The sequence below is a fragment of the Saccharopolyspora galaxeae genome (genome assembly GCF_016526145.1).
GTDB classification, from domain to species: domain Bacteria; phylum Actinomycetota; class Actinomycetes; order Mycobacteriales; family Pseudonocardiaceae; genus Saccharopolyspora_C; species Saccharopolyspora_C galaxeae.
In genome coordinates this window covers 45187-55340 of sequence record NZ_JADDUE010000004.1, presented here as the reverse complement: position 1 = coordinate 55340, position 10154 = coordinate 45187, and the positions used below count along the sequence as shown (strand labels likewise).

The following is a 10154-nucleotide window of genomic DNA, read 5'->3' as shown; positions in this document are numbered from 1 at the left end:
GTCCCAGCACCAGCTCGAGCACGAAAGGCACGACAAATGAACAGTGGACGGTGGTGGCGCGCGTCGCTGACCATGTCGATGGTGGGCGCCCTGGCGGTCTCGACGGGGGCCTCGACGCCACCCGCCGAGGCCGTCGTCGGCGCGTCGTCCGAAGTGGCCGGTGCTGCGAAATCCGGCGCCGCCGAACCCGGTCCTGCCACCGCACCAAATCCTGCCGCCGAACCCAGTGTCCTGCAGGAGAACCGGCTCGACGCGCGCACCCTCGACCTGCTGATCTATTCGCCCGCTCTGGGCACCAGCGCACCCGTCCGCCTGCTGCTGCCGCGCGGCTGGAAGAAGCATCCGGACCGCACTTGGCCGGTGCTCTACCTGTTGCACGGCTGCTGCGAGGACGCGGATTACCGGGCGTGGACGAATTTCACCGACGTGCAGCGGTTCATGTCGGACAAGGACGTGCTCACCGTGATTCCCAGTGGTGGCCCGGCCGGCTTCTACACCAGGTGGGCCGGTGGTGAACCGGACTGGGAGTCGTTCCACCTGAGCGAACTGCGCGGAATCTTGGAGCGCGACTACGGCGCCGGGGACCGCCGAGCGGTCGCCGGCCTGTCCGTCGGCGGCTACGGCTCCTTCGCCTACGCCTTCCGCCACCCCGGCATGTTCCGCGCCGCGGCCTCCTACAGTGGACTGCTGAACACCCTGCAGCCCGGCGTTCCCGGTGTGGTGCAGGGAATTCTGGTGCGCGAGGGGGAGGACCCGCTGGCGATGTGGGGCAGTGCCGTGCTGGACCACCCCACCTGGTCCGCGCGAAATCCCTTCGACCACGCCGAACAGCTGCGCGGCACCGCGCTCTACGTCTCCTGCGGCAACGGCCTGCCCGGCCCGCTGGACGCTCCGGGGGCGCTACCGGATTCGCTGGAGCCGTCGGCGCTGTCGACTTCGCTGGCGATGACTTCGCGCCTGAAGGCGATGGGAATCGCGGTCACCGAGCACTATTACGGTGCCGGTAGGCACGATTGGCCTTATTGGGAACGGGAGTTGCACCGCTCTTGGCCGATGTTCGCCGACCGCCTCGGCTTGGCCGGAGCCAGCGCGAACGCCGTGGCCAACGCCCCTAGCAGCACCAACCCGGCGGCCAACCGCATTCCCGCGGAGTAACCGGCGGAGTAGGCGGCGTCGGCCGCCGCGCCCGATGCCGATGCGGCGTCGCTGGTCAACGAAAGCACCACGCCCACGACGGCGATCCCGAGCACTCCGGACGCCTCCCGCGCGGCGCTGATCATCGCCGAGGCCACGCCCGCGCTGCCGGTCGGTACTGCGCCGAGCACTTCGGAGGTCAACGGGGTGATCAACGCCGAGCCGACGCCGATCGACAGCAGCCCGGGCATCAACGCCGCCACCGTGGTGCCGGGCCCGGAACCGGCCAGCAGCCACAATCCCAGCGCTACCAGCACCATTCCGGCGGTCACCGTCCACCGCGCGCCGAACCGCGCGCTCAGCGGCGGCACGAACGGTACGCACAGCACGAGCAGCCCGGCCAGTGGCACGAAGACCATTCCGGCCGCGCTGGGCGAGAGTTCGAGCACGTCCTGCAGGAACAACGAGGTGTAGAGCAGCGTCCCGTTGACCCCCACGCCCCACAGCACCTGCGCGATCGTGCCGCCGCCGAAGACCTTGTTGCGCACCAGGGAAAGGTGCAACATCGGTTCGGCGGCGCGCCGCTCCACCGCGACCAGCACCGGAATCGCCGCCAGCGTCACCGCTCCGGCCGCGATGATGATCGGCTGGCCGAACCCGATGCTCTGGCCCTCCACCAGCGCGAAACTGCCCGCCGCGAGCACCACTGTGGACAGTGCCAGCCCCCCGGGGTCCAAGTGCCGCAACGGCATCGGTTCCGGCCGCACGTCCGGAAGTCCCCACCACACCAGCGCCATCGTCAGCAGCCCGGCGGGCAGGTGCAGGAAGAAGATCCAGCTCCAGTGCAGGTGTTCGGTGAGCACACCGCCGACGACCGGCCCCAGCGCCAGCGCCACCGCCAGCGACGCCGTCCAGATCCCGGCGGCCAGCTCGCGCCGCGCCGGAGTGATGTCGGCGGCCAGCACGGCCAGCGCGGCGGGCATCACCAGCGCGGCCGATGCGCCTTGCGCGAAGCGCACCGCGATCAGCACCGGCGCGGTCTCGGCGAACCCGGCCGTGACCGAGGTGACGATCAGCGCCGCCAGCCCGAGCTGCAGAATCCGCCTGCGCCCCGCCAGGTCCGCCAGTCGCCCACCGATGATGAGCAGGCTCGCGAACGCCAGCACGTAGCCGCTGACGATCCATTCCAGCTGCGGGACCGTGGCCCCCAACTCCGCCTGCACGGTCGGCAGCGCGACGTTGACGATGTTGTTGTCCAGCGCGGTCACGAACCCGGCCAGTCCCAGCGCGAGCAACACCGGCGCCTGGCGGACAGGGGCCTGCATCGCGTCGCTCACGTGACTCCGCCCTCCGGATCTTCGGGTTTGCGCAGGGGTTCGGTCGGCTTGTCGACCGTTTCGCCGCGCAGCGCCCCGTACGGCAGCAACCGTCCCGCGGCGCGCAGCGCCACCTCCAGCTCGAAGCGGGCCTGCGGGTCGTTCAGGTCTTCGCCGAAGAGGTCTTCGAGCTGGTGCATCCGGTATCGCACGGTCTGCGGGTGCACTTGCAGCCGTTGCGCCACTTCCGGTGCGCCGCCGCGGGTTTGCAGCCATGCCAGCAGCGTTTCCGCCAGCCGCACCTGCTGCTTGGCCTTGAGCTTCTCCAGTGGCGCCAGCCGGGTGTGCACGATCTCCTGGGTGAGGTTCTCGTCGCTGAGCAGCAGCAGGCTCGAGAGGTGGTCCCGGCAGCGCAACACCGGCCGGTTGGGCACCACGCCGTTGCCCGCCAGTTCCAGCAGCCGCCGCGCCCAGCGCAGCGCGTGCGGCGCTTGCCGGATCTCCACCGGTGGTGCGATCACCACGCGCCAGCCGGCGAGCTGGTCGTTCCACGGCAGGTCGTGCGGCTCGTCCTGGGTGCACGGCACCAGCAGGTGCGGCTGGGCGCATTCCAGGTCGACCAGCGCCTCCCAGCGGGCCAGCGGGTTGGTGTGCGGCTCTTGCTGTTCGGAGCGTTCCAGCGCGGCGACCACGACCTTGCCGGGCAGCGGCCACTGCGCCGCCGATGCGGTCTCTTCCAGGATCTGTTGCGGTGGCTGCGGATCCGACAGCAGCAGTTCCAGCAGCCTGCGCCGCCTGCGCGCCTGCGTGCCCGCCGCGCGGGCTTGGGCTTCGGCGTAGCCCTCCACCGACAGCGCGGCGAGCTCGTCGATGTGCGCGTAGATGGCTTCGCCGAGCAGCAGCATCGTTCGCGGCGCGGCCCGGGCGCGTTCGCCGATCCGCGCGAGGCGCCGCCACGCGAGCCGCGCACCGAGCCGGTAGGCGGCCTGCAAGCTGTCCAAACTGCGCCCTTCGTGCATTTCCGCCTTGCCGAGGGCGCGGTGCACTTCGGCGCAGCGTTCCTGCGGGGCGGTGGGGTCGGCGATCTGGTCGACGAATTGGCTCAGCGCCTCTTCGACGCCGCGGTGGATGGCGTGCACGTAGTTGTGATCCATCGGCCGCGCGTATTCGGGGATCCGGCGTTGGATCTCCTCCAGGATCTGCGCCGCGAGGCTGCGCAGTTCGGGCCGCAGGATGGGCGCGAGGTCGCTCGGCAACGCCGCCCACAGTCCGGGGGCCTTGGGATCGGCCGAGTCGGGAGTTGCCGCCTGGGAATGATTCGCCGTCGTCAGCATGGCTCTCTTTCCGTGCCGGAGCGGCGCCGTGTCCGGGAGTCCTGCTCGGGGACCGGGAGTCCGGCTCGGGGGAGATGTGCGCCGCCGAACATCTACCTACTCGCGAGTAGGGACTTTAGTGATCTTCCGCGCAGCATCCAACCGTCAATTCGAGTGAATACGAAAGTAAGTAGAGCGCAGGCAACGTGAAAGATATTCGTCTAATTGTTTTCCGCGGAAGCCTCCTCGCGCAACGCGGCTTCGTCCTCCCGCCCGAACTCCTCCTCCAGCCGCTCCGGCGCCTGGTCCACGTCGATCCGCTCCACCGGGACCCCGCGGGCCGACTCGATCGCCTTGATCCGCCGGGCGGCGCGGTCGGCCGCGTACTCGAAAAGCCCCTCGATGCGCATCTCGAACGGATCGCCCTCCAACCGCCCGAGGGCGTGCTCGATCTGGCCGATCGCGTGCGGCAGCAGCGTGTCCATCCGCTCGGTCACCACCTCCCAGGTCGAGTCGTCGGCGGCGACGTGCCTGCGGCAGGTGAACGTTCCCCACGCCATGTGCCTGCGCTCGTCCTCGCTGATCCGCCGGATCAGCTCGCGCATCCCCGGCAGGATGCCGAAGCGCTCGCACGTGCTGTTCCACAGGAAGTAGCCGGTCAGCGCGAGCACGCCTTCGACCAGGTGGTTGTAGGTGACCGACGCGCGCACCTGGTTCGCCGGGCTCGGATCGGCCGACAGCGCGTGCAGCGCCTCCGGCAGCGCCTCGTAGAAGATCGCGCGGTAGCCGGGGTTGTCCGCGACGTGCGGGTGCAGGTCCTGCTGCACGCCGACCGCGTCGAGCCAGCGGCGGAAACCCTGGGTGTGCTTGGCTTCCTCGAACATGAACTGGCTCAGGTAGAGCTCGTCGGCGCGGCGCCCCTCGGCCACCATCGCTTGCACGAACGGGCGGATGTCCTCGGTCACGGCCTCTTCGCCGCCGATGAACTGCGCGCACAGCAGCGTCGCGGCGAACCGCTGGCGGTCGGTCAGCTGCTGCCAGTCCCGGGCGTCCTGCGAGAAGTCGATCGCTGCGGGGTCCCAGAACTTGCGATGTCCCTTGTGCCACAACCGGTACGGCAGCGAGTCCGGGTTGATCCGGGTACCGCCCGGCCGGTGTTCGGTGGTGGTCACGGTTGCTCCTTTCCGTCCTGCAGCGCCAGGTCCAGCGTCGCCGGGCCCTCCAGCGCCGGCGGGTTCTGCAAGGTCAGCGGTGCGTTGGGCGGGTTGTCGTCCAGGAAGTACAGCGGGTCCTCGGTGTCGACCACCAAGCTGAGCCGGTGCCCGGCGGGCACGTCGTAAGCGGTGGGCGGGAGGTCGGTGTCCACTGTGATCGGTTCGCCGGGCTTGGCGTTCTCCCACGAGTACGGCACGTACGAGATCATCCGTCCGGTGCCGGTGGCGTCCACGTCGTAGAGGTAGGCGACCAGCATGCCGTTCGGGGCCGGCGGTACCGCGCTCATCCGCAGGTGCGGACTTCCTCGCAACACGCGGGGTTCCGGTAGCGGCGGGCTGGTCCACTTGGCGCCCGCGGCGGGGTCGACGGCGGGCAGGAACGCGGTCGGCGGGTTCCCGGTCAGCGCTTCCAGCGTGTAGGTCACCAGCGGGACACCGCCGTTCGCCACCGTGTCGCGTCCACTTCGGATGGTCCGGGACCAGTCCGCGGGTTCGTCGGCGGTGAGTTCTTCCTCGCCGGAGAGGAAGAACCGTTCGGTCCGGTCGCTGATCGCGCTCCAGTCCGGGTACTGCTCGCGCGGCCGGTCGGTGGCACCTCTGGGCTGCAGCACGACCGGCGCGCTCGGTGGCGCGGGCGCGCCGCGCAGGTGCGTGTCGAACCACTGGTAGGTGTCGTTCCAGGCGTCGTTGGGCAGCCCGAGCAGTCCGCTGGTCTCGGCCGCGGCGTGTTCGCCGGGGATCAGCTCCAGCCGGTTCGGGGTGCGCAGCCTGTGCTGGAACTCGGCGAGCTGCGCGGGCGGGAACACCGTCTCGCTCCAGGTGTTGAGCATCAGCACCGCGGGGCGGTTCGCGTTGATTCCGTCCACATAGGAGGAAGGTGAGCGGACTCGCGACCATTCGGTCACGCGTTCCCGGTCCTCGCCGGACATGTACTTGGTGAGCATCTCCCGGGTCTCGGGGGAGAGGTCGCCGTCCTTCTCGCCGGAGATCCGCAGCACCGTGGCCACCGCAGCGCGCCTGGTGCGGTTGCCGAACAGCGACTCGACCAGGTCCGCCCACCCGCTCATCGACGCCACCGCCCGAATCCGCGGGTCGGAGGCCGAGGCGAGCAGACCGATCCCGGCGCCGTAGGAGATCCCGCCCACGCCGATCCGCGCCGGATCGGAATCGGTGTTGGCCAGCGTCCAGTCGATCACGTCGGAGACGTCGGCGACGTCGTCCGGCCCGCCGACCTCGACCTGGCCGCCGGATTCGCCGAATCCCCTGGTGCCGTAGGAAACCGCGACGTACCCGCGGGCGGCGAAGTTCTCGCACGGCACGATGTTCTGCGTGCTTCCGCCGCCCCAAGCGGCCACGAGCACCGCGGCCGGGTGCGGTCCGGGGTCGGCCGGTTCGCAGACCGCGGCTACCAGCGGAGTGCCGTCGTGCGCGGCGATCTCCACGAGCCGGGTGTGCGTCCGGCCCGCGGATGCGGGCGCCGCGGTGCACAGCATCGCCGTCGTCGTCAGCGCGAGGATCGCGGCAGTTCCGGGGAAGGCGCGGGGCATGGCAAGCCTTTCGTCGCCGGGCGGAGGGACCGGAGCGCGTCCGGCGGAATCCCAAGCTACTCGCAGTAGGTCCGGCGGCAATACTCCATCCGGATCACGTGTGCGGCGACCGTCCTGCGCGTTCGTCCGAAGTGGATGTTTTTGTCATCGCACTGACAACATCCAGCGGAAAACGGCTCAACGCGGGGAAAAGATCAGCTCTCCGAGGTCGCGGATGATAGCTTGACTTCAAGTTAACTATAAGTATCAGAGTCGCGGCATGACTACTGCGACCGAATTCGGCTACGCCGACCTGCCCGATCTGATCGGGCGGATGGCCGGGGACGAGAAGCACTCGCCGGCGGCCACCTCGACATTGGACGTGCTGTGGGTGCTCTACGACCGGGTGCTGGCGATCGGCCCGGAGCTCATCGACCACCCCGAGCGCGACCGCTTCCTGCTGTCGAAGGGCCACGGCCCGATGGCCTACTACGCGGTGCTCGCCGCCAAGGGCATCCTCGATCCGGCGGAGCTGGACCGCTGGGGCCGGTTCGACTCTCCGCTCGGCTTCCACCCGGACCGCGTGCTGGCGCCCGGCGTGGAGATCGGCAGCGGCTCGCTCGGGCACGGGCTACCGCTGGCGCTGGGCACGGCGCTGGGATTGCGCGCCCAGGGGCGCACCGGGCCGCGCGTGGTCGTGCTCGTCGGCGACGCCGAGCTCGACGAGGGCAGCAACCACGAAGCCATCGCCGTGGCGGGCCGCCGGGGGCTCGGCAACCTCACCACCGTCGTGGTCGACAACTCCTCGTCGTCCTACGGCTGGCCGGGTGGCATCGAACAGCGCTTCGCGGGCGAAGGCTGGGCCGCGCGTTCCGTCGACGGCCGGGACCACGAGGCGCTGCACGCCGCGCTCACCGACACCCGCCCGGACCGCCCGCTCGCGGTGATCGCCCGCGTCGAAGCGAAGGAGTACTGACTGATGGCCCGCACGATGCCGCCCAAGACGATGCGCGAGGTGTTCACCGACGTGGTGAGCACGGCCCTGGAGCGCGATCCCCGACTGGCCGTGGTGCTGGCCGACATCTCCATGGACCGCTTCACCGAAGCAGCCGAACGCCATCCGGACCGGGTGCTCAACGTGGGCATCCGCGAGCAGGCGATGGTCGGCGTGGCCGGTGGGCTGGCGCTGGCCGGGATGCGCCCCGTGCTGCACACGATCACGCCGTTCCTGCTGGAGCGGCCGTTCGAGCAGCTCAAGCTGGACATCAACCACCAGGGCAGCGGGGCGTTGCTGGTGAGCACGGGCGCTTCCTACGACTACCCGGACGCGGGCCGCACGCACATGGGCCCGGGCGATGTGGCGCTGATCGACACCCTGCCGGACTGGACCGTGCACGTTCCCGGGCATCCGCAGGAGGTCGCCGAGCTGCTGCCCGCTGCGCTGCGCGGGGACGACCGCGTCTACCTGCGGCTGACCGAGCGGGAGAACGACGAGGCGCTGCCCACCGGCCCCGGGTTCCGCGTGGTCCGCCAGGGCGGGGGAGGCGTTGTGCTCGCGGTGGGACCGATGTTGCGGCCGGTGCTCGCGGCCACCGCCTTGATGGACGTCACGGTGCTTTACGCGGCGACCATCCGGCCGTTCGACTCCGCGGGCCTGCGGGCGGCGGCGCTGGCTTCGACGCCGGACGTCGTGCTGGTCGAGCCGTACCTGAGCGGCACGTCCAGCCACGCCGTCGGTGACGCGCTGCCCGATGTGCCGCACCGGCTGCTCGCGCTGGGCGTGCGGCGCGAGCCCGAGCTGCGCGCCTACGGCACGGCCGAGGAGCACGAGGCCGCGCACGGGCTGAGCCCCACGGGCCTGAACGAGTCGATCCGGAAGTTCCTCGCGCTGTGACCGCTCGGGTTCCCGCGCCGGCGCTGGGGGTGGCGCGGGAGCCGCGGCCGCGGTGACGGCGGATGCGATGAGCCGGCCGCGTCCGATGAGCCGACCGGTAGCCTGGCGGCGTGGCACGCGTCGTCGTACTGGACTACGGGTCCGGCAATCTCCGTTCCGCCGAGCGCGCCTTGGCACGCGCGGGCGCGGACGTCGAGGTCACCTCCGACCACCGAGCCGCGACGGAGGCCGACGGTCTCGTCGTGCCCGGCGTGGGCGCGTTCGCGGCCTGCATGGAGGGCCTGCGCGCGGCGGGCGGCGACAAGATCATCGATCATCGGCTGGCGGGCGACCGCCCGGTCCTGGGCATCTGCGTCGGGATGCAGATCCTGTTCGACCGCGGGGTCGAGCACGGTGTGCAAGCCGACGGCTGCGGGCAGTGGCCCGGTGCGGTGGAGCCGCTGCACGCGGACGTGCTGCCGCACATGGGCTGGAACGAGGTCGCCCCGGCCGAAGGCTCGGTGCTGTTCGCGGGCGTGGAGCCGGGCACCCGGTTCTACTTCGTGCACTCGTTCGCGGCGCAGCGTTGGGAGATGTCCCAAAGCTCGGCGGCGCGGCAGTCCGGCAGCATCGCGCCGGCCCGCGTGACCTGGGCCGAGCACGGCGGCCCGTTCATCGCGGCGGTGGAGGACGGAGCGTTGATGGCCACCCAGTTCCACCCGGAGAAATCCGGCGAGGCCGGAGCGCAGCTGCTGCGGAACTGGCTGGTGTCGCTGTGAGGCGGCACGGGCTGATGCATCCGCGCGGGGCGGCGCGCGTGGTCGCCCTGCTGCTGGCGATCGGCGTGGTCGCCGGGTTCAGCTCCACCTACCTGGTGCAGGCGGGCGTGCCGGGCTGGCTGATCCTGGTGCTGACGGTGCTCGCGCTGGCGGTGCCGATCATCGCGGCCGCGCGCTCGTCCCGCCGCAAGCTGTGAGCGACGTCCCGAGCCCGGTGCCCCGGCGGGCGATCCGTTCGCGAGCCCGACGACAATGAGCACGTGACTTTCACGCTGCTTCCCGCCGTTGACGTGGCCGATGGCCAGGCCGTGCGCCTGGTGCAGGGCGCCGCCGGAACCGAAACCTCCTACGGGGACCCGCTGGAGGCCGCGCTGGCCTGGCAGCGCGCCGGTGCGGAGTGGATCCACCTGGTCGACCTGGACGCCGCGTTCGGCCGCGGCTCCAACCGGGAGCTGCTGGCCGACGTGGTGCGCAGGCTGGACGTGCGGGTCGAGCTCTCCGGCGGCATCCGCGACGACGACTCGCTCAAGGCCGCGCTGGCCACCGGTTGCGACCGGGTCAACCTCGGCACCGCGGCGCTGGAGGACCCGGACTGGGCCGACCGCGTGGTCGCCGAGCACGGCGAGCAGGTCGCGGTCGGGCTGGACGTGCGGATCACCGAGCAGGGCCACCGGCTCGCCGCGCGCGGCTGGACCCGTGACGGCGGCGACCTGTGGGAGGTGCTGGCGCGGCTGGACGCGGCCGGTTGCCGCCGCTACGTGGTCACCGACGTGAGCAAGGACGGCACGCTGCGCGGCCCGAACACCGCGCTGCTGCGGGAAGTCTGCGCGCGCACCGAGGCGCCGGTGATCGCCTCCGGCGGAGTGTCCAGTGTGGACGACCTGCGGGCGCTGGCGGAGCTGGCGCCGCTGGGCGTCGAAGGCTCCATCGTGGGCAAGGCGCTCTACGCCGGGAACTTCACCTTGCAGCAGGCGCTCGCCGCGGTCGCCTGAGCACCGC

At 71.1% G+C, this 10154-nt stretch carries 9 protein-coding genes and 1 pseudogene; 6 read left to right on the top strand and 4 right to left on the bottom strand.

Annotation, left to right across the window (positions count from 1 at the left end):
• Positions 1 to 36 precede the first annotated feature (36 nt).
• Positions 37 to 1155 carry an alpha/beta hydrolase gene (locus INP57_RS10655; protein WP_233627334.1) on the top strand — a complete coding sequence of 373 codons (1119 nt, stop codon included), beginning with the start codon at positions 37 to 39 and terminating at the stop codon, positions 1153 to 1155.
• Positions 1156 to 1253: 98 nt separating this feature from the next.
• Here the strand turns inward: INP57_RS10655 and INP57_RS29480 are convergent.
• From INP57_RS29480 to INP57_RS10640, 4 genes and pseudogenes are all read right to left on the bottom strand, one after another.
• A pseudogene (locus tag INP57_RS29480) lies at positions 1254 to 2459 on the bottom strand (MFS transporter); the annotation flags it as partial.
• Between the two features lie 8 nt (positions 2460 to 2467).
• On the bottom strand, positions 2468 to 3784 hold the full coding sequence (locus INP57_RS10650) for a PucR family transcriptional regulator (RefSeq protein ID WP_200069987.1): 1317 nt from the start codon (positions 3782 to 3784) through the stop codon (positions 2468 to 2470).
• A gap of 200 nt (positions 3785 to 3984) precedes the next feature.
• Positions 3985 to 4935 (bottom strand): R2-like ligand-binding oxidase, encoded by a 951-nt coding sequence (locus INP57_RS10645; protein WP_200069986.1) that lies wholly within the window; start codon positions 4933 to 4935, stop codon positions 3985 to 3987.
• Complete coding sequence (locus tag INP57_RS10640; protein ID WP_200069985.1) at positions 4932 to 6524, bottom strand: CocE/NonD family hydrolase; 1593 nt, start codon at positions 6522 to 6524, stop codon at positions 4932 to 4934. Before INP57_RS10640 ends, INP57_RS10645 begins: the two co-directional genes overlap by 4 nt.
• A 259-nt stretch (positions 6525 to 6783) precedes the next feature.
• On the opposite strand from INP57_RS10640, the gene INP57_RS10635 reads away from it, so the two are divergent.
• From INP57_RS10635 to priA, 5 genes are all read left to right on the top strand, one after another.
• A complete protein-coding gene (locus INP57_RS10635; protein ID WP_200069984.1) occupies positions 6784 to 7479 on the top strand; it encodes a thiamine pyrophosphate-binding protein in 696 nt (231 codons plus the stop codon).
• Between the two features lie 3 nt (positions 7480 to 7482).
• Positions 7483 to 8397 (top strand): transketolase family protein, encoded by a 915-nt coding sequence (locus INP57_RS10630; RefSeq protein WP_233627333.1) that lies wholly within the window; start codon positions 7483 to 7485, stop codon positions 8395 to 8397.
• Between the two features lie 110 nt (positions 8398 to 8507).
• Complete coding sequence (gene hisH, locus INP57_RS10625; RefSeq protein WP_200069983.1) at positions 8508 to 9155, top strand: imidazole glycerol phosphate synthase subunit HisH; 648 nt, start codon at positions 8508 to 8510, stop codon at positions 9153 to 9155.
• Positions 9152 to 9352, top strand: coding sequence for a hypothetical protein (locus tag INP57_RS10620; RefSeq protein ID WP_295139312.1), 201 nt, complete (start codon positions 9152 to 9154; stop codon positions 9350 to 9352). The genes hisH and INP57_RS10620 overlap by 4 nt, the downstream gene beginning before the upstream one ends.
• A gap of 63 nt (positions 9353 to 9415) precedes the next feature.
• Positions 9416 to 10147, top strand: a complete 732-nt coding sequence (gene priA, locus INP57_RS10615; RefSeq protein ID WP_200069982.1) for a bifunctional 1-(5-phosphoribosyl)-5-((5-phosphoribosylamino)methylideneamino)imidazole-4-carboxamide isomerase/phosphoribosylanthranilate isomerase PriA — start codon at positions 9416 to 9418, stop codon at positions 10145 to 10147.
• The last annotated feature ends 7 nt before the right edge of the window (positions 10148 to 10154 follow it).

Coding starts and splice junctions, on each gene's coding strand:
- INP57_RS10655 (WP_233627334.1), top strand. CDS start 37: ATGAACAGTGGACGGTGGTGGCGCGCGTCGCTGACCATGTCGATGGTG.
- INP57_RS10650 (WP_200069987.1), bottom strand. CDS start 3,784: ATGCTGACGACGGCGAATCATTCCCAGGCGGCAACTCCCGACTCGGCC.
- INP57_RS10640 (WP_200069985.1), bottom strand. CDS start 6,524: ATGCCCCGCGCCTTCCCCGGAACTGCCGCGATCCTCGCGCTGACGACG.
- INP57_RS10635 (WP_200069984.1), top strand. CDS start 6,784: ATGACTACTGCGACCGAATTCGGCTACGCCGACCTGCCCGATCTGATC.
- INP57_RS10630 (WP_233627333.1), top strand. CDS start 7,483: ATGGCCCGCACGATGCCGCCCAAGACGATGCGCGAGGTGTTCACCGAC.